This window comes from Neisseria sp. P0008.S004 (assembly GCF_051962755.1).
In the GTDB taxonomy this organism is placed as follows: domain Bacteria; phylum Pseudomonadota; class Gammaproteobacteria; order Burkholderiales; family Neisseriaceae; genus Neisseria; species Neisseria subflava_A.
Genome location: NZ_JBQCUZ010000010.1, coordinates 1 through 20,321 on the forward strand (window position 1 = coordinate 1; position 20,321 = coordinate 20,321).

Genomic DNA, 20,321 nt, shown 5'->3' on the forward strand with positions numbered 1-20,321 from the left:
CTAAAATTATCGAAAATTCTAACTAACTGTGTTATACTGTCTGCTTCGTTTTCTTCACCGCGTCAGCAGCGAAGAACCGAACTATACGCCCCTAAACAAAACCAGTCAACACCCAATTTCAAAAAAAATTAAAAATTTTCACAACTATCTGTATTTAAATAATTTAAAATTTATTGGATTTTATCGTTCGATAGATAAAACAGATACCCAAAGATAAATACTCCTGCGGCTTTACTCTTAATTGCCACATTCAAACACTCTATATCTCTATATTACTGGCGCTTTAGTCCCATCTACTCTTACAATCTCTACTTTCTCCAATAAAACAATCATAAATTTAGAATAGTCCCTATTATGAGTAACGAAAAGATTCAACAAAAATTTGAACAAGCATATCACTCTTTTATTGAAGAGGAAAATTACGAGGAAGCGCTAAAACGTGCCGAGATTCTTTGCCTTCTCAATCCCCAATCTGTCGAATATCATCATAAAGTTGCTTATGCCTATCTGAAGCAATTGAAATGGGAAAAAGCCATTGAGGCTGAAATGAAAACGCTAGAGCTGGATAGCACCTATATTCCTGCTTTGGATTTACTTGCACATGCTTACGGCGCTCTAGATAACTGGGAAAAAACCGGGTTTTACGGTCATCAGGCTTTGGTTCTAAAAGATAAAGCCATCCCAGACCTAGAACATGAAATCACTCCAACACCAGCTCCAAAAAACGGCAAACGGATTATCTCCTTTTCTTTATTTGGCAATAATTCCAAATATATTGAGCCTGCCGTATTAAATACCCAGCTTGCGCCTGTGCTTTTCCCCGGTTGGACATGTCGTTTTTATGTCGACGATTCTGTATCGGCTGAAGCTATTCAACGATTTAGAAATAACGGTGCCGAAGTGATTAAAGTTGGCGCACCGTTGGATAACTGGCCGGGTACAATGTGGCGCTTTCTTGCCATCAATGATCCCGAGGTTGAATACGTTATTTTCCGTGATGCAGATTCTATTATTTGCTATCGTGATGCTGCAGCCGTATCCGAATGGATAAAAAGTGGCACCCTATTCCACACTATTCGCGACTCAGGCTCGCATACTGCCCTGATTCTTGCGGGTATGTGGGGGGCTAAAGCGGGTGCAGTCCCAGATATGCAGGAAAGAATTCAAAACTTTGTTGACGAGGGCTACCCTTCCAGACATTTTGCAGACCAAGATTTTCTAGAAAAAGAATTGTGGGCCTATATCCGTCAGAATCTGTTTGCACATGACAGATTATTTGATTTCTGTAATGCACACAAAATTCCCGGCGAGTTCTACTCTAATTATCAAATCGCTTTCAGCGAAGGGGTCACCAGCTTTAACGCAACGACTAATTATGAAGACGGCAGTCTGGCAAGATGGACGCTGTACTCCAGTGCTTCGCCTTTGGTCAATCCGGACTACTCGCTCAATGTTGTTCCTGAATTTAAAGTCTGCAGTTATGTGACTGAAGTGAAAAACGGAGCGGTTTCAGCATTCTTACCAAAGAGATATGGTAATGCGATTAAAGCAAAACTGGCCAGAATCAACATCGAACAAATCTAATTTGATTTGATTCCTATATATCTCATTTAATGAACCCGTTATTTATGAGCAAACACATTCTCCTCGGCATTACTGGCGGTATTGCGGCGTATAAATCTTGTGAACTGGTCAGACTACTGAAAAAGCAAGGACATTCTGTATCAGTAGTGATGACGGATTCTGCGACAGAATTTATCTCCCCGCTGACTTTCCAAGCTTTAACCGGCAATCCTGTTTTATCGGATACCTATTCAGGTGCTTCCAATAATGGCATGGCGCACATCAATCTGACGCGTGAAGCCGACGCATTTCTTATTGCGCCTGCAACTGCCAATACGATTGCCAAAATTGCCAACGGATTGGCTGATAATCTACTGACCAACTTGGTAGCAGCCAGGAAATGCCCTTTGGCTGTTGCGCCTGCAATGAATGTCGAAATGTGGAACAACCCTGCCAATCTGCGCAATATTGAGCAGCTGGTTTCAGACGGCATTACCGTGTTTTACCCAAACAGCGGCGAACAGGCTTGCGGCGAAACAGGCACTGGCAGGATGGTCGAAGCGGTCGATCTGGCTGATTTGCTAGAGGATTTATGGACACCCAAGCTACTGAGCGGTAAAAAAGTTCTGATTACAGCCGGCGCAACGTTTGAAGCCATCGATCCTGTTCGCGGCATTACCAATATTTCCAGCGGACAAATGGGCATAGCTTTAGCGCGTGCCTGCCGTGCTGCCGGAGCGGAGGTCACGCTGATTTACGGTCAAATTCAGACGGCCTTGCCCGCAGGCTTAACTCATTCTGAACAGGCTGTCAACGCAGAAGCCATGTATCAGGCGGTTCATCGCCATATTCCGAAACAAGATGTCTTTATTTCCGTTGCAGCTGTTGCAGACTATAAAGTCAAAAACAGCAGCAACGAGAAACTGAAGAAAAACGGCAATCAGCCCCCGGTTATCGAACTGACGGAAAATCCGGATATTCTCGCATCCGTTGCCGCCTTGCCTTCTCCACCATTCTGCGTCGGCTTTGCTGCAGAAAGCCATCAGGTTTTGGAATTTGCACGGGCAAAACGTTTGCGCAAAAACGTACCTATGCTGGTAGCCAACCAAGTTTCCGTTTCCATGGGTAAGCCAACCAATCAAATCACCATTATTGATGACCTTGCTGAAACCTCATTTCCGGAAACATCGAAACGCCAAGCGGCAGATGAAATCGTCAAACGCCTGGCTGAATTATTGGCTTAATCAAACAAAAGGCCGTCTGAAAATTTTTCAGACGGCCTTTGTTCAAACACATTACATTACAAACCCAATTCGCGCAGAAAACGAATATCGTCTGCCCAACCGGATTTCACTTTCACCCAAATCTTCAAGAAGACTTTGGTATCAAACAATTTTTCCATATCAAGGCGGGCTTCAGTAGAAATTTTCTTCAATTTCTCCCCACCCTTGCCAATCAAAATCGCCTTTTGGCTGTCTTTATCGACCAACACCGCGATATAAATGCGGAACAGTCCGCTTTCCTCTTCCTCAAACTGCTCCACTTCAACATTCATCGCATATGGCAACTCTTCGCCCAAATAGCGGAACAATTTTTCGCGCACAATCTCCATCGCCAGGAATCGGCTGGATTTGTCCGTCACCATATCTTCCGGATACATCGGGATACTTTCCGGCAGATACGGCTTGAGCAATTCCAGCAGATTGGCAATACGCAGACCATGTTTCGCGCTGACTGCCTCGCTGGCGGCAAATTCAAACTCTTGGCGCACTTCATTGATAAACGCCTCAAGCGCAAATTTGTCTTTGGCTTTGTCTTTATCGATTTTATTGACCACCAATACCACAGGCGTATGCTTAGGCAACTGCTTCAACACCACGCGGTCGGCATCGGTAAAGCGCATGGCTTCCACCACAAAAACCACCACATCCACGCCGCTCAACGCTTCGGTTACGTTTTGATTAAGACGGTCGTTCAAAGCATTGCGGTGATTGGTTTGAAAACCCGGCGTATCGACAAACACAAATTGCGCCGTGTCGTCGGTGTAAATACCTGTTACACGGTTGCGCGTGGTTTGTGCTTTTTTACTGGTAATACTGATTTTCTGACCGATTAAATGGTTCATCAGCGTGGACTTGCCGACATTCGGGCGACCCACGATGGCCACAAAGCCGCAACGATAATCCGTCGGGTGTTGTGACTCGTTTTGCAAAAAGGTTTCGATATCCATTTATATATGACTTTCTTGATTGTTTCAGACGGCCTTTGCATTTTCTCAAAGGCCGTCTGAAATATTATTTTTTAGATTTTTTTAAAGGGAACTTCTGTTCCAACCATTCCAAGGCTTCACATGCCGCTTTTTGCTCGGCCACTTTCCGACTGCTGCCGCGCGCATTGCAGATAAAGCCAAGTTCGCCCAAATCACAGGAAATCACAAACATCGCATCAGCCGTCTGCTCCGCCTGCTCTTCGATTCGATATTTCGGCAGGGCAAAGCGGCGTGCCTGCAAGGCTTCCTGCAAAGCGGTTTTACTGTCTTTTTTGCCGATGTTCAAATCCGCGCGTTTTACGCGTTCCGCAAATAAATGGCGAACCACTTTTTCCGCCGCAGAAAAATCCGCGTCAAAGCTGACCGCCGCAAACATCGCCTCCATCGCGTCGGCCAAAATCGAAGGCCGTCTGAAACCGCCGCTCTTCAACTCGCCGGCACCCAAATACAAACCGTCGCCGACATTCATTTCCAACGCAATTTCAGCCAACACGCCTTCATTCACCAAAGCCGCACGCATCCGCGACAACTCGCCTTCCGACAATTTCGGAAACGCGTCAAACAACATCCGCGCCACGGAATAGTTCAAAATCGAATCGCCGACAAATTCAAAACGCTCATTGTGTTTGGCATTGTAGCTGCGGTGGGTCAAAGCCTGCTGAAGCAGCTCCATATTGCGGAACTCATAGCCCAGACGCTTTTGAATCGCTCGATGCGCCTGCTGTTTGAGCAAATCAGGTTTCATTCCATACTTTCAAAAAACAGCCCGAAAATACGCCTCATCCGCAGTGAAACAAAATAAAAAGGCTACACCGGCAACTTTTTTATTTTGGCTCATTGTTTCTTGCGTCCCTCAAGCCGATAAACAATCAAAAGCCGTCATGTTCAAACCTGACGGCGCTCGACCGACATTGTACCATCAAACCGCCCCGGCACACATCCGTGCGGAAAAGCGGCGAATCGTGTAAAATCATGCCAAATCATCTCTTTGCCAACTCCATGAACAAATTTGCCCAAGCATTGGCCGCAGCGCTCGACCGCTGCATCGTCACCAACACCGTCGCCGAACAAGGCGAACCCGTCGGCTTCCTCTACCGCGAAGCCCCCGTATTTGAAAACGACAGCGGCTGGCGTATTTTCAGCGGCGACGAAACCGACGAATACACCGACAATCCCGACAACTTCAGCATTGTCAGCCTCTCCGCCATTACCGCAGACAATCCCGACATCGCGCCCCTGCTGACTCAGGCAGAAGGCAGCGCGTGGGAATTAAACGAAGACGGCGAGTTCCAAGCCGTTGCCGATTGGCAGCCGCAAGAATAACCCATCCCCATTTCGTTTCAGACGGCCTCCTTTATAACAAGGCCGTCTGAAACCGAGCAGAATCCCTATTTCACAAATATTGAAGGAATCATCATGAACATTATCGAACCACGCCTCGATGGCACCAACCTGCGCATCGGCATTGTTCAAGCCCGCTTCACCAACGAAATCGGCAGCGAAATGGTCAAAGTTTGCTGCCGCACCCTAAAAGAATTGGGCGTATCCGAAGACAACATCACGCTTGCCACCGTTCCCGGCGCACTTGAAGTGCCTATCGCGCTGATGAACCTCGCTTCATCCGAACAATTCGATGCCCTGATTGCCATCGGCGTTGTCATTCGTGGCGAAACCTACCACTTTGAATTGGTATCCAATGAGTCCGGCGCAGGTGTCAGCCGCGTTGCCCTTGACTACAACATCCCTATCGCCAACGCCATTCTGACGACTGAAAACGACGAACAAGCCGTTGCGCGTATCGAAGAAAAAGCCTCCGATGCCGCCAAAGTTGCCGTAGAATGTGCCAACTTGGTCAACCATCTTTTGTCAGAACAATACGAAGACGACGAAGAATAAGTTTCTCTCCGTATTGAATACCGCATATTTTCAGACGGCCTCTCAATCATGACATTGAGGCCGTCTGAATCATTCAATATTCAGCCGACAACCCTCGGCGCTCTCTTCACAAGGAATACCCATGAAAAGCCCACGCCGCCGCGCACGCGAGCTTGCCGTACAAGCTATTTATCAAGCAGGCATCAACAAAACTGCCGCTCCCGAAATCGCCAAAAACATCCACGAACTGTCCCAAACATCCAATATGGATGAAGAGCTGTTCAATAAACTGTTTTTCGGCGCACAAACCCATGCCGCAGAATACATGGAAAAAATCAGCCCCCTGCTCGACCGCGACGAAAAAGACCTCAGTCCTATCGAACGCGCCGTTTTGCTGGTTGCCTGCCATGAGCTGAGCACCATGCCTGAGACCCCCTACCCTGTCATCATCAACGAAGCCATCGAAGTCACCAAAACTTTCGGCGGCACCGATGGCCATAAATTCGTCAACGGCATCCTCGACCAACTGGCTTCACGCATCCGCCCTGACGAACCGCGCCGCAAAGGCTAAGATTGACTTCGTATCAGGTCGAGATTACTGATCTTTGCCCTGTTTAAGCTAATGTGCTTATACAGCCGAACCATCAAAAAGGCCGTCTGAATTTCAGACGGCCTTTTATATTTCGATTTATTCTGATTTTGGCATTTCATAACCGGGACAGTTTTGCTTGTCGCTGCTTGCCCAGATGATACCGCTGTCGTTGTAATAAACGGTACAGGTTTCATTTGCGTTGGTTTCTTTGTTAGGCTCTGCCTTCAAAATATAACCTGAATCGGAAGGATTAGGCATAGAAGCCGTACCCTCGGAAAAACTAATATCGAAATATTGATTCTGCTGTAAATTTTCAGCAGGAAACCCTACAAATGTACTTTTTTGAGTGTAGTAGCGTTCCAGCTGTTGAGCGTTATGAAGCATCTGCGTGCGGACGGCGGCAAGGCGCGTTTGGCGGATGTAGTTTTGATAAGACGGATACGCGATGGTAGCAAGAATGGCTGCAATCACAACGACTATCAGCAGCTCGATAAGCGTGAAGCCTTGTTGGTGTTTCATTGTATTTATGTCGTAAATAATTAGAATAAGACGTGAATATTATAGTAGTTTTCTTGCGGCTTAAATGTTCAGATTCGGAGGGAGTTTGGGAATTTATGTAAATGAGGTGCAAGTTCTGAAAAATGTTTACTACCCTTTATTTTTTATTTCAATAAGTTAAACTTCAATTTGAGCCGACCATCTCTTGGTCAGCCTTGGTCTTTACAGTAAAATCCAGTTGTTTTTTTGTTTCTATCAATACATTTGTTGCTTGTCTGCGACGTTATTTTATTGAATTGGTTCCTTTTATATGTCTAAAGTTTTCAAGTGGGCGGCCGGTACGGCTGTTGTAGTAGCAGCGGCTTTCGGTGGCTGGTCTTTGATGAAGCCTGAGCCTCAGTCTTCTTTTATTACAGAAGTAGTCAAACGCGGCGATATCCGTCAAACCGTGTCGGCAACCGGCGAAATCTCGCCTTCCAATTTGGTATCCGTGGGTGCGGAAGCTTCAGGTCAGATTAAAAAACTGTATGTGAAACTGGGCCAACAAGTGAAAAAAGGCGATCTGATTGCAGAAATCGACTCAACCAATCAGATCAATACCTTAAATACCGAAAAATCCAAACTGGAAACCTATCAGGCAAAATTGGTTTCTGCCGAAATCGCGCTTTCCAGTGCAGAGAAAAAATATAAACGCGAACTTGCCTTATGGAAAGAACAGGCAACTTCCAAGGAAGACTTGGAATCTGCACAAGACTCTTTAGCCGCAGCCAAAGCCAATGTTGCCGAGCTGAAGGCCGCCATCAAACAATCCAAAATCTCCATCAACACAGCCGAATCCGAACTGGGCCACACGCGGATCACTGCCACCATGGACGGCACTGTGGTTGCCATTCCTGTTGAAGAAGGCCAATCCGTCAATGCGGCGCAATCTACGCCGACCATTATCCAGCTGGCAAATCTGGAAACCATGTTAAACAAAATGCAGATTGCCGAAGGCGACATCACGAAAGTCAAAGCCGGTCAGGATATTTCGTTCACCATTTTGTCCGAGCCGGACACCCCGATTAAAGCAAAATTAGACAGTGTCGACCCCGGCCTGACCACCATGTCTTTGGGCAACTACACCAGCAGCACGGACACGACTTCCAATGCGATTTACTACTATGCCCGCGCACTGGTACCGAATCCCGAAGGCAAACTTTCTATCGGTATGACCACTCAAAACACGATCGAAATCAACGGCGTGAAGAATGTTTTACTGGTACCGACGCTGACCGTGAAAAAACATAACGGCAAATCCTATGTCAGCATTTTGGGCGCAGACAATAAAGCGGTAGAACGCGAAGTGACCGTCGGTTTGAAAGACAGCATGAATACCGAAATCAAAAGCGGCTTGAAAGAAGGCGAAAAAGTGATCGTTTCTGAAATGAGCGCAGATGAAAAGAATAAGAGCAGCGAACGCGCGATGATGGGCGGTGGCCCTCCTCGCTGATTGATTAAGGCCGTCTGAAAGGTTTGGCTGTGTTTCAGACGGCCTTAGTTCCTGTATTTCTATTTTTCGCCCGGAAAGATTATGAGTTTAATCGAATGTAAGAATATCAACCGTTTTTTTGGTAGCGGTGAGAACCGTGTGCATGTATTGAAAGATGTCAGCCTTTCTATTGAGAAAGGCGACTTTGTGGCGATTATCGGCCAGTCCGGTTCAGGCAAATCAACGCTGATGAATATCTTGGGCTGTCTGGATACCGCCACCTCCGGCTCTTATCAAATCGACGGCATCGAAACATCGCAAATGCAGCCGGATGAGCTGGCGGCTTTACGCCGTGAGCGTTTCGGCTTTATTTTCCAGCGTTACAACCTGTTAAGCTCGCTGACCGCACGGGACAACGTCGCCCTGCCTGCCGTATATATGGGTATGGACAGCAAAGAGCGCGCGGAACGTGCGGAAAAACTGTTGGGCGATTTGGGCTTGCAAAATAAAGAAGGCAACAAACCCAGCGAACTTTCCGGCGGTCAGCAACAACGCGTTTCGATTGCCCGCGCATTGATGAACGGCGGCGAAATCATCTTTGCCGACGAACCGACCGGCGCATTGGATACCGCCAGCGGTAAAAACGTGATGGAAATCATCCACAAGCTGCACGAAGACGGGCATACCGTGATTATGGTTACCCACGATCCGGGCATTGCGGCAAACGCAAACCGCGTCATCGAAATCCGCGACGGTCAGATTATTTCCGACACGTCTAAAAATCCCGATATCCCGCCCAGCAAAGTGGAGAGGATTAAAGAAAAAGCTTCCTGGTCGTTTTATTACGATCAATTTATGGAAGCATTCAAAATGTCGGTACAGGCGATTATGGCGCACAAAATGCGTTCGCTGCTGACCATGCTGGGGATTATCATCGGTATTGCTTCGGTGGTATCGGTAGTGGCCTTGGGTAATGGCTCGCAACAAAAAATCTTGGAAGACATCAACTCGATGGGCACAAACACCATCAGTATCTTCCCCGGTCGTGGTTTTGGCGACCGCCGCAGCGGACGGATCAAGACACTGACGATTAATGACGCAAAAGCCATCAGCCAACAAAGCTACGTCGCCTCTGCCACCCCTCAAACCAACTCCAGCGGCACCTTGACCTACCGCAACACCGACCTGACCGCCTCGCTTTACGGCGTAGGCGAACAATATTTCGACGTGCGCGGTTTGAAATTGGAAGAAGGCCGTCTGTTTGATGATGATGATGTAAAAACCGATGCACAAGTCGTCGTCATCGACCAAAACACCAAAACCAAACTCTTCGGCGAAGGCGTCAATCCTTTAGGCAAAACCATCCTTTTCAAAAAACGCCCGCTAACCGTCATCGGCATTATGAAAAAGGATGACAACTCATTCGGCAATTCCGACTCTCTGATGCTTTGGTCGCCTTATACAACGGTCATGCACCAAATTACCGGCGAGGGCTATACCAACTCCATCGTTGTCAAAATCAAAGACGATGCCAACACGCAAGTTGCCGAAAAAAGCCTGACCGAGCTGCTGAAAGCACGCCACGGTACAGAAGACTTCTTTATGAACAACAGCGACAGCATCAAAGAAATGGTTGAAAGCACGACCGGCACCATGACGCTGCTAATTTCTTCCATCGCGGTCATCTCTTTGGTGGTCGGCGGTATCGGCGTGATGAACATCATGCTGGTCTCCGTTACCGAGCGCACCAAAGAAATCGGCGTCCGCATGGCAATCGGCGCACGCCGCAACAATATTTTGCAACAGTTCCTAATTGAGGCCGTTTTAATCTGTATCATCGGTGGCCTGTCAGGCGTATTGTTGTCCGCAAGCATCAGCCTGGTGTTCAACTATTTTGTTACCGACTTCCCGATGAGCATTTCCATGACTTCCGTCATCGGCGCAGTGGTCTGCTCCACCGCAATCGGCGTCGCGTTCGGCTTTATGCCTGCCAACAAAGCTTCCAAGCTTAACCCGATTGATGCACTGGCTCAGGATTGATTATGTTTCAGACGGCCTATTATCTTGGGCCGTCTGAAATGCTGTTACCCGAAAGATTTTTATGAAGACGAAACCTTTTTCCCAAGCAGCCTTATCATTGGCTGTTGCCCTTGCCCTAAGTGCGTGCGCCGCACCTAAAGCCAATCCGAACCTGACTCTGGAAGCGACCGGCCAAGTCATGAGCGCGGCGGAAACTGCCGAACGCTACGATGTCAACGGCAACTGGTGGGAAATCTACCAAAGCCAGCAGCTCAACGCGCTGATGGAGCAGGCGCTGACCAACAATGTCGATTTGAAACAGGCGGCCATCAGCGTCAACAAAGCTTTGTATCAAGCCAATATTTTGGGTGCGGATTTGGTACCTTCATTCAGCGGCTCATTGGGCGCAAACGCTTCTAAAAACCTGAAAACCGGCAGCCACGGCAATACCTTCAGCAGCCAGCTTGGCTTGAGCTACGAATTGGATTTATGGCGTAAACTCAGTGCCACTGCCGATGCTCAGGTATGGGAATATCAAGCCACGCATGAAGACATGGCCAACACACGCCTGACTTTGATTAATAATGTTGCCGATGCGTATTTCAATATTGCCTACCTGAACGAAGCCATTGAGTTGGCGAAAAAATCGCTGAAGCAATATCAGGAAATCAACCGCATTGCGAATGCCAAGTTTCGCTACGGCCGTGCCGACTCAAGCCAGCCAACCCAAGCCAAACAGTCATTGCTGAGTGCGGAAAACAGCCTGTTGTCTTTGCAAAACAATTTGGATACGCAAAAACAGGTTTTGCGTAATTTGTTGAATTTAAGGCCGTCTGAAAACATGGCCGCCGATCCGGCACAATTCCGCCTGTTGCCGGTCAAAGGTGTGAACTTGGACGTACCGATTACCGTTTTGGCCAACCGCCCCGACCTGCGCGCCGCCGAATACCGCCTGCAAGCGTCGCAACAATCGGTCAACGCGCAAAAACGCAGTTGGTATCCGTCGATTACTTTGGGTGCAAGTTTGAGTACGTCTTCCGATAAAGCGAAAAGCACGTTCAATATCCCCATGTTGGGCGGCTCGGCCACCATCAATCTGCCTTTCCTTAATTGGCAGACCATGAAATGGAAAGACAAAACCGTACAAGCGGAGATGGACAGTGCCAAGCTGAATTTTGAAAAAGCCCTGACCACCGCGCTTAACGAGGTCAACACCAACTACCTTGCCTACAAAAACGCGCAGGCCGGCCTTGCCAATCAAGAACAGCGTTATCAGTTGGACAAGAAAAACAGCCATTACTATCAAGTACGCTACCAGCATGGTAAAAACGAACTGAAAGACTGGCTGGAGGCTTTGAATTCAGAATACAGCTCGGCTCAAAACCTGCTGAACCAACGCTATGAAGCCTTAAAATACGAAAATATGGTGTATAAAGCCATGGCGGGACGTTATACGCCGAAATAGCATTTTCAGACGGCCTTTGGTTAATTTCCGTCAACGGCCGTCTGAAAAACATTCAAGCAACTGAATTTTCATATATAATCGCGCGTTTATTTGATTTTATCCGGACAACATTATGGCCTTCGCCTCTCTCTTTACGCTTTTGGACGACATTACCGCCGTTTTGGACGACGTAGCGATGATGACCAAAGTCGCCGCCAAAAAAACCGCCGGCGTGGTCGGTGACGATTTGGCGCTCAACGCCAATCAGGTAACCGGCGTATCCGCCGAGCGCGAATTGCCGATTATTTGGGCGGTGGCAAAAGGCTCTCTGGTCAACAAGCTGATTCTGGTGCCGCTTGCGCTGTTGCTTTCCGCTTTCGTGCCTGCGCTGATTACGCCCTTGTTGATGATCGGCGGTGTTTATTTGTGTTTTGAAGGCGTGGAAAAACTGTTGCACAAATTCTTGCACCGCAATGAACACGAAGACGGACACGATGCCGAGCCTGAAGTCACAGACGAAAAAACAAAAGTGAAAGGCGCGGTCCGCACAGATTTCATCCTCTCCGCCGAAATTATTATTATCGCGCTGGGCGTCGTTGAAAAATATGACCTGATGACGCGTTCTTTGGTTATGGCCGCCATCGGTGTCGGCATGACGGCATTGGTCTATGGTTTGGTCGGCATTATCGTCAAACTTGACGACCTCGGCATGATGTTGATGCGCCAAAAAAGCGCCGCCGTACAAGGCATCGGACGCGGTTTGATTTCATTTATGCCTTGGTTTATGCGCGGCTTGAGCATTGTCGGCACGCTGGCGATGTTCTTGGTTGGCGGCGGACTGATCACCCACAACCTTGGCTTTTTGCACGATTTCCTCCACGCACAGCATTGGGACAGCGGCATAATGGAACATATCGCCAATCTGGTGGTCGGAGTAGCCGCCGGTGCATTGGCTTGCGCAATCGTCCTACCTGCAATGCAATTGTTTCAAAAAGACTGATTTTGTTTCCCTGCCGTCTGAAAACTTTTCAGACGGCCTCAATACCATTTAAAGCATGAATATTTTCCGTAAACTCGAACAATATTGGCAACATCCGCTGCTTTACTGGCCGCTGGTCATCTTGATTGCTGCCGCGACGCCGTTCACTTTCGCCCCCTATTATCATTTCTGGCTGATGCCGCTGTTGTTTGGCGCACTAATACGCCTGATTGAATTGCGTCCGCGCTTTGCCGTCATGACTGCCTATCTGTTCGGATTAATCGGTTATACGGCGCAGTTTTATTGGATACACACTGCCCTGCATGATGTTTCGGGTCTGCCGGATTCATACGCCATCCCCCTCACCTTCCTGCTGCCGGCATTTCTTGCGCTTTATCCGGCCATCTGTTTTTGGGTGTGGAGAAAATGCAACCTGGCGCGCTGGGCCAAAACCGGCCTCCTGCTGCCGATTTTGTGGACGCTGGCAGAATTTGCCCGCGAACGTTTCCTGACCGGATTCGGCTGGGGCGCAATCGGCTATTCCCAAATCATCAAAGATAGCCCGTTGGCAGGCTTCGCGCCTTTGGGCGGCATTCACATGGTTACGCTGGCAACCGCTTTCCTCAGCGCATGGCTGGTGTTGCTGATTGACAACCACGGCCGTCTGAAACACCGCCTGCTGCCCTTATTCCTTATCGTTGCGCTCTGCTCCGTCGGCTACATTTCCCAACAAACCGAATACACCCGCCCTGACGGCAGCACCAGCACGGTTGCTCTGATTCAAGGCAATATCGAGCAAAATCTGAAATGGAAGGAAGAGCAAATCATCCCGACCATTCAGAAATACTACGAACAAATCAGCAAAACCAGTGCCGACATCGTCATCCTGCCTGAAACCGCCCTGCCGCTGATGCGCCAAGACCTGCCCGAAGGTATCTTGGAACAATTCGCCGAACAGGCGCAAAGCAACGGCAGCGCGTTGGCCATCGGTATAAGCCAATATACGCCCGACGGCAACGGCTACGAAAATGCAGTCATCAATTTGAGCGAATATCACAACAGCACTTCCGATGTCATCCCCTACTACGCCAAGAACCATCTCGTTCCATTTGGCGAATACAAGCCATTGCCCGCCATTACCGAGCGCCTCTATAAAGTGATGGATATGCCTTTGTCCGACTTTCAAAAAGGCGGCGACAACCAAGCGCCTTTGGTGATGAAAGATCAAAAAGTCGCCTTCAATATCTGCTATGAAGACGGTTTCGGCGACGAACTCATCGCAACGGCGAAACGCTCTACCCTACTCGCCAACATCAGCAATATGGCGTGGTACGGCAAATCCAATGCCATGTATCAGCAGCTTCAACAGTCCCAAGCGCGAGCAATGGAACTGGGCCGCTACATGGTTCGCGCCACCAATACCGGTGCGACCGCCATTATTTCCCCTAAAGGCACGATTGTTGCCGAAGCCCAACCGGATACAGAAACCGTCCTCGAAGGCCACGTCAAAGGCTATATCGGCGAAACGCCTTATATGAAAGCAGGCGGCTCAACATGGCTTATCAGCATTTTGGCCGTTATCGGCGTATTCCTTATCCTGATTGGCCGGAAGAAACCAGAATAAAAAATTTAAGACCTTGTTATACAAGGTCTTTTTTATTACTAAAACTATTTACATACAGAAATGTTTGTAATATACTTAGCCAAAACCTAGCAAATCACTCAAATTTTCTAAGACAATCAACCCTTGAGATTCAAGCAGTAAAAACTATTGAATCTATCGTTAATTTACAGAAAAAATCCAACCCATAACAAAACAAACCACAGGCAGTGTTATACTGCTTGTCACACAATAAACAAAAAGCCGTTTTCAGACGGCCTAATCAAGGAGAGCATCCTTTTATGAATAAAGCTTTTGCATTACCCGTTATCCACAGCGGCAACGGTAGCCTCGAGCAATACATTCATACTGTCAACAGCATTCCAATGCTGACCGCCGAAGAAGAAACACAACTAGCGGAACGTCAACAAAAAGGCGATCTCAATGCCGCCAAACAGCTTATTCTGTCCCATCTTCGCGTCGTCGTATCCATTGCACGCGGTTACGACGGCTACGGCCTCAACCAAGCCGACCTGATTCAAGAAGGCAATATCGGCCTGATGAAAGCCGTCAAACGCTACGAACCAAGTCGCGGCGCGCGCCTGTTTTCGTTTGCCGTGCATTGGATTAAAGCCGAAATCCACGAATTCATTTTGCGCAACTGGCGTTTGGTCCGCGTTGCCACAACCAAACCGCAGCGCAAACTGTTCTTCAATCTGCGCAGCATGCGTAAAAACCTGAATGCCTTGTCTCCAAAAGAAGCGCAAGAAATCGCCGACGATTTGGGCGTCAAATTGTCCGAAGTCTTGGAAATGGAACAACGCATGACCGGCCACGACATCGGCATCATGGCAGAAAACAACGATGACGAGGACAACTTTGCCCCTATCGACTGGTTGGCCGACCACGATGCAGAGCCTAGCCGTCAGTTGTCCAAACAAGCCCACTACGCCCTACAAACCGAAGGTCTGCAAAACGCCTTGGCGCAACTGGACGACCGCAGCCGCCGTATCGTTGAAAGCCGCTGGTTACAAGACGACGGCGGTTTGACCCTGCACGAATTGGCTGCCGAATACGGCGTATCTGCCGAACGCATCCGCCAAATCGAAGCCAAAGCCATGCAAAAACTGCGCGGTTTCTTGGCAGAAGAAGCAGAAGCCGTTTAAGCCTTTCTTGATAAAAAGGCCGTCTGAATCTTTTCAGACGGCCTTTTCGATGGCAAACCTCATCGTATCTTATCCCCCAACACATTCATTTTAAAGCCCACTTAAGCTATAATAGCCACCACACACACTACCCGGTCATACCATAACCATGCAACTTACCGTCGTCGGACTCAACCACCAAACCGCGCCCTTGAGCATACGCGAAAAACTGGCATTTGCTGCTGCAAATTTGCCGGATGCCGTGTCCAACCTCGCGCGCAGCGAGGCGGCGGAAGAAGCAGTCATTCTTTCTACCTGCAACCGCACCGAGCTTTACTGCGTCGGCGAATCCGAAAAAATCATCAACTGGTTGGCAAAATATCACAATCTGCCTGTCGAAGAAATCCGCCCCTACCTCTATACCTTAGATAATAATGAAACCGTCCGCCACGCCTTCCGCGTCGCCTGCGGCTTGGATTCCATGGTCCTGGGCGAACCGCAAATTCTCGGTCAAATCAAAGATGCCGTCCGCGTTGCGCAAGAACAAGAAAGCATCAATACCCACTTAAACGCCCTGTTTCAAAAAACCTTTGCCGTTGCCAAAGAAGTGCGTACCGACACTGCTGTCGGTGAAAACTCCGTCTCCATGGCTTCTGCATCGGTCAAAATGGCAGAGCAAATCTTCCCTTCCATTTCCGATCTGAACGTCCTCTTTATCGGCGCAGGCGAAATGATTGAACTGGTGGCCACTTATTTTGCCGCCAAAAATCCCAAGCTCATTACCGTTGCCAACCGTACACACCAGCGCGCGCAGGAATTGTGCGACAAACTCGGTGTCAACGCCGAAGCTTGCCTGCTGAACGAATTGCCCGATATTCTTCACGATTACGACGTGGTTGTTTCTTCCACTGCCAGCCAACTCCCACTCGTCGGCAAAGGCATGGTCGAACGCGCATTGAAAAAACGCCACAACATGCCTGTTTTCCTGCTGGATTTGGCTGTTCCGCGCGATATCGAAGCCGAAGTCGGCGAATTGGAAGACGCATATCTCTATACCGTAGACGACATGATGGACATTGTCCAAAGCGGTAAAGATGCGCGCAAAAAAGCAGCGGCGGCGGCTGAAAGCATGGTGGAAGAAAAAGTCAGCGAATTTATCCGCCTACAGAAAAACCGCCAAAGCGTTCCGCTTATCCGCGCCTTGCGCGACGAAGGTGAACGTGCACGCCGCCAAGTATTGGAAAATGCCATGAAGCAACTGGCAAAAGGCGTATCCGCCGAGGATGTCCTCGAACGCCTCTCCATCCAGTTGACCAACAAACTGCTCCACTCTCCGACACGCACGCTCAATAAAGCGGGCTCGGACAACAGCGAATTAATCGATGCCGTAGCGCAGATCTACCATTTGGATCAACACGACTGACGACAATTTAAAGGCCGTCTGAAAGAAGCGAACCGACGGACAGGTCATATTCCAAAGCTTTCAGACGGCCTTAAAACAATAAAATCCCAATTATCATTTTTTCATTTAAAATGAAATGCTTGAAAAAAAACCATTAAAGTGTAAAAATCCTACCTTATACATTTAAACAGCATTCAAACAATAAAACTGCCTGCCGATTCAAACGCATGCCGACAATACGATAGGCGCCGGCAAAAGGAACTTTCGTGAATATTAAAACAAACACATATCTGGCCCTTGCTGTTCTCTCAGCTTCCCTTCTTTCAGGTTGCGACAAAGTCAGCACCTTTTTCGGCAAAGACGAAAACAAAGAACTCGTTCAACGCATAGAAACCAATACCGATGACGGAAAAGTCGGTATGTTGCTGCCCGACTTCGCCCAACTGGTACAAAACGAAGGACAGGCCGTCGTCAATATTCAAGCGACACCGGCAAAACGCTCTGCGACACCGGATGACGACCATAGCATGGATCTGAGCCAATTCCCCGACAACGATCCGTTTTACGAGTTCTTCAAGCGCCTTGTTCCCAATATGCCCGACATGCCGCAAGAAGATACCGAAAGCGACGCTTTGAATTTCGGTTCCGGCTTCATCATCAGCAAAGACGGCTATATCCTGACCAATACCCACGTGGTTGCCGGCATGGGCAATATCAAAGTCCTGCTCAACGACAAACGCGAATACACGGCCAAACTGGTCGGCTCAGACGCCCAATCCGACGTTGCCCTCTTAAAAATCGAGCCACAAGAAGACTTGCCGGTTGTCAAAATCGGCAATCCGAAAGATTTGAAACCGGGCGAATGGGTAGCCGCCATCGGCGCGCCTTTCGGCTTTGACAACAGTGTAACCTCCGGCATCGTCTCCGCCAAAGGCCGCAGCCTGCCAAATGAAAACTACACGCCGTTCATCCAAACCGACGTTGCCATCAACCCCGGCAACTCAGGCGGCCCGTTATTCAACCTCCGCGGCCAAGTAGTCGGCATCAACTCGCAAATTTACAGCCGCAGCGGCGGTTTCATGGGTATTTCGTTTGCTATTCCGATTGATGTTGCCATGAATGTGGCCGATCAATTAAAAGCCAACGGCAAAGTCCAACGCGGCCAATTAGGCGTGGTTATTCAAGAAGTTTCTTATGATTTGGCCAAATCTTTCGGTTTGGACAAAGCAAGTGGCGCACTGATTGCAAAAATCATGCCAAACAGCGCGGCACAACAAGCAGGCTTGCAGGTTGGCGACATCGTACGCAAAGTTAACGGCGAAGAAGTCCGCGCTTCCAGCGATTTGCCAGTTATGGTCGGCTCGATTATGCCGGGCAAAGAAGTAACTTTGAGCATTTGGCGCAGCGGCAAACAAACCGATGTCAAAGTCAAACTTGGCAGCGCAGCCGAACAAACGGAAACTTCTGCAAAAGAAGCCGAACACCCGCAACACGAAAGCGGCCATGACGGATTCACCGTTGAAAATACAGGCGTTACCCTGCAGGTTGAAAACGCAGACGGTAAACAACGCTTAATCGTTCTGCGCGTTAGCGGCGCGGCCGAACGTGCCGGCCTCAAACGCGGCGACGAAATCATTGCCGTCAGCCAAATCAGCGTCAATGACGAATCCACTTTCCGTAGCGCATTGGAAAGCTCAGGCAAAAACGTACCGCTTTTGGTACAACGCGACGGCAATACTTTGTTCCTCGCGCTAAATCTGCAGTAGTCCGATTTTTCAGACGGCATGATGATGTGTTAGATGATAAAATACCCATATGTCAGAGGCAGTGGGTATTTTGTTATCCGTCTTCCAATTTAGGCCTTCTGAAAATATTTCACCGCTTATACACAATATAATTATGCAACTTATTAATTATTCGAATTCTATTTTATCTATCGTCCCGGCAGCCATCGCGCTCGCCTTGGCCATTGCAACGCGCCGTGTATTGCTGTCCTTAGGTGTCGGCATTATCGTAGGCTCATTCTTGCTGGTAGGCAGTAATCCACTTGATGCCTTGGTTCACTTAAAAGACATGGCAGTCAGCCTGACTTGGGCGGACGGCGATTGGTCCTTGGGCAAACCCAAAATCCTACTCTTCTTGGTGCTTTTGGGGATTTTCACTTCCCTGCTGACGCATTCCGGCAGCAACCAAGCATTTGCCGATTGGGCAAAACAGCACATCAAAGGCCGTCGCGGGGCGAAGCTGCTGACCGCCTGTCTGGTATTCGTTACCTTTATTGACGACTATTTCCACAGCCTTGCCGTCGGTGCGATTGCCCGCCCTGTAACCGACAAATTCAAAGTTTCCCGCGCCAAACTGGCTTATATCCTTGACTCCACTGCCGCGCCGATGTGCGTTTTGATGCCTGTATCCAGCTGGGGGGCGTCGATTATTGCTACTTTGGCAGGCCTTTTGGTGACTTACAACATCACAGACTACACACCAATGGGCGCATTCGTGGCCATGAGCCTGATGAATTACTACGCCGTCTTCGCATTAATTATGGTGTTTGTCGTTGCTTGGTTCTCCTTCGACATCGGCTCTATGGCTCGTTTGGAACGCGCCGCTTTGAACGAAACTCATGATGAAACCATTGAAACAGGCCATCCTAACGGCCGCGTATTCGCGCTGATTGTGCCGGTTTTAGTACTGATCATCGCCACTGTTTCCGCTATGATTTACACTGGCGCACAAGCTTCTGAAACCTTCTCTTTGCTCAGCGCGTTTGAAAATACCGACGTGAACACTTCCCTCGTATTCGGCGGTACTTGCGGTGTATTGGCCGTCATCCTCTGCACCATCGGCACCATCAAAACCAACGATTACCCTAAAGCCATTTGGCAGGGCATCATCTCTATGCGCGGTGCCATTACCATCTTGATTTTGGCATGGATCATCAGCACCGTTGTCAGCGAGATGCACACCGGCGAATACCTCTCCACTTTGGTGGCAGGCAATATCCACGCAGGCTTCCTACCCGTGATTTTGTTTCTGCTCGCAGGCGTGATGGCCTTCGCTACCGGCACAAGTTGGGGCACATTCGGCATCATGTTGCCGATTGCCGCCGCCATGGCCGTCAAAGTCGAACCTTCGCTGATTATCCCTTGCATGTCCGCCGTCATGGCCGGTGCCGTATTTGGCGACCACTGCTCGCCGATTTCCGACACCACCATCCTCTCTTCTACCGGCGCACACTGTAACCACATCGACCACGTTACCTCGCAATTCCCTTACGCACTAACCGTTGCCGCCTCTGCCGCTATCGGCTACCTGATTTTAGGCATGACCGGCTCTGCGCCTTTAGGTTTTGTGGTAACCGGCATCGTAATGGTTGTGTTGATTTTCATCTTAAAAGACAAGAAAAAAGCAACTGCCTAATTCAAAACCAATATTCAGACGGCCTGAGATATTCCGACACGCTC

General features: G+C 48.8%; 17 protein-coding genes. 14 read left to right on the plus strand and 3 right to left on the minus strand.

Going from position 1 to position 20,321, the window contains the following annotated elements:
* Positions 1-354: 354 nt before the first annotated feature.
* Both ACTHSW_RS09895 and coaBC read left to right on the plus strand, forming a co-directional pair.
* A complete protein-coding gene (locus ACTHSW_RS09895; RefSeq protein WP_107769528.1) occupies positions 355-1,584 on the plus strand; it encodes a tetratricopeptide repeat protein in 1,230 nt (409 codons plus the stop codon).
* A gap of 44 nt (positions 1,585-1,628) precedes the next feature.
* A complete protein-coding gene (gene coaBC, locus ACTHSW_RS09900; RefSeq protein ID WP_107769529.1) occupies positions 1,629-2,807 on the plus strand; it encodes a bifunctional phosphopantothenoylcysteine decarboxylase/phosphopantothenate--cysteine ligase CoaBC in 1,179 nt (392 codons plus the stop codon).
* 56 nt (positions 2,808-2,863) lie between these two features.
* Here the strand turns inward: coaBC and era are convergent, their stop codons facing one another.
* Positions 2,864-3,793 (minus strand): GTPase Era, encoded by a 930-nt coding sequence (gene era, locus ACTHSW_RS09905; RefSeq protein ID WP_036493257.1) that lies wholly within the window; start codon positions 3,791-3,793, stop codon positions 2,864-2,866.
* A gap of 64 nt (positions 3,794-3,857) precedes the next feature.
* On the minus strand, positions 3,858-4,577 hold the full coding sequence (rnc, locus tag ACTHSW_RS09910; RefSeq protein WP_003748556.1) for a ribonuclease III: 720 nt from the start codon (positions 4,575-4,577) through the stop codon (positions 3,858-3,860).
* Between the two features lie 254 nt (positions 4,578-4,831).
* Between rnc and ACTHSW_RS09915 the strand changes: the two genes are divergently transcribed.
* The 3 genes from ACTHSW_RS09915 to nusB all read left to right on the plus strand — a co-directional run bounded on the left by ACTHSW_RS09915 (position 4,832) and on the right by nusB (position 6,278).
* Complete coding sequence (locus ACTHSW_RS09915) at positions 4,832-5,155, plus strand: DUF2185 domain-containing protein (RefSeq protein WP_003748560.1); 324 nt, start codon at positions 4,832-4,834, stop codon at positions 5,153-5,155.
* 93 nt (positions 5,156-5,248) lie between these two features.
* Entirely contained in the window at positions 5,249-5,728 is a 480-nt protein-coding gene (ribH, locus tag ACTHSW_RS09920) for a 6,7-dimethyl-8-ribityllumazine synthase (RefSeq protein ID WP_036493252.1), read from the plus strand.
* A gap of 121 nt (positions 5,729-5,849) precedes the next feature.
* Positions 5,850-6,278, plus strand: a complete 429-nt coding sequence (gene nusB, locus ACTHSW_RS09925; protein WP_003679347.1) for a transcription antitermination factor NusB — start codon at positions 5,850-5,852, stop codon at positions 6,276-6,278.
* 117 nt (positions 6,279-6,395) lie between these two features.
* On the opposite strand, the gene ACTHSW_RS09930 is transcribed toward nusB, so the two are convergent.
* Positions 6,396-6,818, minus strand: coding sequence for a type IV pilin protein (locus ACTHSW_RS09930; protein ID WP_313971536.1), 423 nt, complete (start codon positions 6,816-6,818; stop codon positions 6,396-6,398).
* Positions 6,819-7,107: 289 nt separating this feature from the next.
* Between ACTHSW_RS09930 and ACTHSW_RS09935 the strand changes: the two genes are divergently transcribed.
* From ACTHSW_RS09935 to ACTHSW_RS09975, 9 genes are all read left to right on the plus strand, one after another.
* Positions 7,108-8,289: an efflux RND transporter periplasmic adaptor subunit gene (locus ACTHSW_RS09935; protein WP_295710413.1), complete on the plus strand. Its 1,182-nt coding sequence runs from the start codon at positions 7,108-7,110 to the stop codon at positions 8,287-8,289.
* An 81-nt stretch (positions 8,290-8,370) separates the two neighbouring features.
* The gene (locus tag ACTHSW_RS09940; RefSeq protein ID WP_070459321.1) at positions 8,371-10,308 is read left to right on the plus strand and encodes a MacB family efflux pump subunit; all 1,938 of its coding nucleotides are present in this window, start codon (positions 8,371-8,373) and stop codon (positions 10,306-10,308) included.
* A 61-nt stretch (positions 10,309-10,369) separates the two neighbouring features.
* Positions 10,370-11,752 carry a TolC family protein gene (locus tag ACTHSW_RS09945; protein ID WP_070459318.1) on the plus strand — a complete coding sequence of 461 codons (1,383 nt, stop codon included), beginning with the start codon at positions 10,370-10,372 and terminating at the stop codon, positions 11,750-11,752.
* Positions 11,753-11,864: 112 nt separating this feature from the next.
* A complete protein-coding gene (locus tag ACTHSW_RS09950) occupies positions 11,865-12,731 on the plus strand; it encodes a DUF808 domain-containing protein (RefSeq protein ID WP_070459315.1) in 867 nt (288 codons plus the stop codon).
* A 55-nt stretch (positions 12,732-12,786) separates the two neighbouring features.
* The gene (gene lnt / locus ACTHSW_RS09955; RefSeq protein ID WP_070459312.1) at positions 12,787-14,334 is read left to right on the plus strand and encodes an apolipoprotein N-acyltransferase; all 1,548 of its coding nucleotides are present in this window, start codon (positions 12,787-12,789) and stop codon (positions 14,332-14,334) included.
* A 278-nt stretch (positions 14,335-14,612) separates the two neighbouring features.
* Positions 14,613-15,476, plus strand: a complete 864-nt coding sequence (rpoH, locus tag ACTHSW_RS09960; RefSeq protein WP_004519690.1) for an RNA polymerase sigma factor RpoH — start codon at positions 14,613-14,615, stop codon at positions 15,474-15,476.
* A 148-nt stretch (positions 15,477-15,624) separates the two neighbouring features.
* Positions 15,625-16,878: a glutamyl-tRNA reductase gene (gene hemA, locus ACTHSW_RS09965; RefSeq protein ID WP_070459310.1), complete on the plus strand. Its 1,254-nt coding sequence runs from the start codon at positions 15,625-15,627 to the stop codon at positions 16,876-16,878.
* Between the two features lie 245 nt (positions 16,879-17,123).
* Positions 17,124-18,623: a DegQ family serine endoprotease gene (locus tag ACTHSW_RS09970; RefSeq protein ID WP_070459307.1), complete on the plus strand. Its 1,500-nt coding sequence runs from the start codon at positions 17,124-17,126 to the stop codon at positions 18,621-18,623.
* A gap of 133 nt (positions 18,624-18,756) precedes the next feature.
* A complete protein-coding gene (locus ACTHSW_RS09975; protein ID WP_070459304.1) occupies positions 18,757-20,277 on the plus strand; it encodes a Na+/H+ antiporter NhaC family protein in 1,521 nt (506 codons plus the stop codon).
* Positions 20,278-20,321: the final 44 nt, after the last annotated feature.

Bases quoted from the DNA above. Each gene is read 5' to 3' on its own strand.
- ACTHSW_RS09895 (WP_107769528.1), top strand. From the start codon at position 355: ATGAGTAACGAAAAGATTCAACAAAAATTTGAACAAGCATATCACTCT.
- coaBC (WP_107769529.1), top strand. From the start codon at position 1,629: ATGAGCAAACACATTCTCCTCGGCATTACTGGCGGTATTGCGGCGTAT.
- era (WP_036493257.1), bottom strand. From the start codon at position 3,793: ATGGATATCGAAACCTTTTTGCAAAACGAGTCACAACACCCGACGGAT.
- rnc (WP_003748556.1), bottom strand. From the start codon at position 4,577: ATGAAACCTGATTTGCTCAAACAGCAGGCGCATCGAGCGATTCAAAAG.
- ACTHSW_RS09915 (WP_003748560.1), top strand. From the start codon at position 4,832: ATGAACAAATTTGCCCAAGCATTGGCCGCAGCGCTCGACCGCTGCATC.
- ribH (WP_036493252.1), top strand. From the start codon at position 5,249: ATGAACATTATCGAACCACGCCTCGATGGCACCAACCTGCGCATCGGC.
- nusB (WP_003679347.1), top strand. From the start codon at position 5,850: ATGAAAAGCCCACGCCGCCGCGCACGCGAGCTTGCCGTACAAGCTATT.
- ACTHSW_RS09930 (WP_313971536.1), bottom strand. From the start codon at position 6,818: ATGAAACACCAACAAGGCTTCACGCTTATCGAGCTGCTGATAGTCGTT.
- ACTHSW_RS09935 (WP_295710413.1), top strand. From the start codon at position 7,108: ATGTCTAAAGTTTTCAAGTGGGCGGCCGGTACGGCTGTTGTAGTAGCA.
- ACTHSW_RS09940 (WP_070459321.1), top strand. From the start codon at position 8,371: ATGAGTTTAATCGAATGTAAGAATATCAACCGTTTTTTTGGTAGCGGT.
- ACTHSW_RS09945 (WP_070459318.1), top strand. From the start codon at position 10,370: ATGAAGACGAAACCTTTTTCCCAAGCAGCCTTATCATTGGCTGTTGCC.
- ACTHSW_RS09950 (WP_070459315.1), top strand. From the start codon at position 11,865: ATGGCCTTCGCCTCTCTCTTTACGCTTTTGGACGACATTACCGCCGTT.
- lnt (WP_070459312.1), top strand. From the start codon at position 12,787: ATGAATATTTTCCGTAAACTCGAACAATATTGGCAACATCCGCTGCTT.
- rpoH (WP_004519690.1), top strand. From the start codon at position 14,613: ATGAATAAAGCTTTTGCATTACCCGTTATCCACAGCGGCAACGGTAGC.
- hemA (WP_070459310.1), top strand. From the start codon at position 15,625: ATGCAACTTACCGTCGTCGGACTCAACCACCAAACCGCGCCCTTGAGC.
- ACTHSW_RS09975 (WP_070459304.1), top strand. From the start codon at position 18,757: ATGCAACTTATTAATTATTCGAATTCTATTTTATCTATCGTCCCGGCA.